Annotated in this window: 1 protein-coding gene; it reads left to right on the forward strand. The window is 37.8% G+C overall.

Annotated elements, in window-relative coordinates:
* Window positions 1–152 precede the first annotated feature (152 nt).
* On the forward strand, window positions 153–500 hold the full coding sequence (locus tag ON073_RS20490; RefSeq protein ID WP_274763707.1) for a response regulator: 348 nt from the start codon (window positions 153–155) through the stop codon (window positions 498–500).
* The last annotated feature ends 169 nt before the right edge of the window (window positions 501–669 follow it).

Genomic DNA, 669 nt, shown 5'->3' on the forward strand with positions numbered 1-669 from the left:
GCTTTGGATTTGAACAGAATTTAGACCACAAAGATCAACATGCTCTGGAAACTAGCTCGCATAATTGTTGCAATTACAGCGTTTACTCATATTATGACTATTATTGCAGTTTTATTTGGTTTTATGTTTTGACTAGTGCATTTCCGGTACTTGTGTGCGATGACTCGCTTATAGCGCGAAAACAAGTAGTCCGTTTTTTTAAAAGTCACGATGACTTTGTCGTCAGCCAAGCCCAAAATGGACAAGAGGCATTAGATTTATTGCGCCAGCAAGAATTTGGTTTGTTGTGCCTCGACCTCACTATGCCTGTAATGGACGGCCTTGGGGTGTTAGCTAATTTAAAAGCTGAGAATATCCATCTACATACGGTGATTATATCGGCCGATATCCAACCTGAAATGAAGCAGCGAGTTGCTGACTATGGAGTGCTAGGGTTTATTGAAAAACCATTTAAAGATGACGCGTTTTCATCTCTTTTGCATAAATTTGGCATTCGTTGATTTATTATAGAGCTAAATGGAATAAATTATCTTTTTTAATGGTTGACATTACTTTTGTGATTCGGCAGTCTAGTCCACATGAAACAGATTAATTTAGTACTTACCACGATTATTACAACCATTATCCTAACTGGATAGTGGCATAGGTCTGTACGCAAAATTTAAAGGC

The sequence above is a fragment of the Pseudoalteromonas sp. G4 genome, from assembly GCF_028875915.1.
Classification (GTDB): Bacteria; Pseudomonadota; Gammaproteobacteria; order Enterobacterales; family Alteromonadaceae; genus Pseudoalteromonas.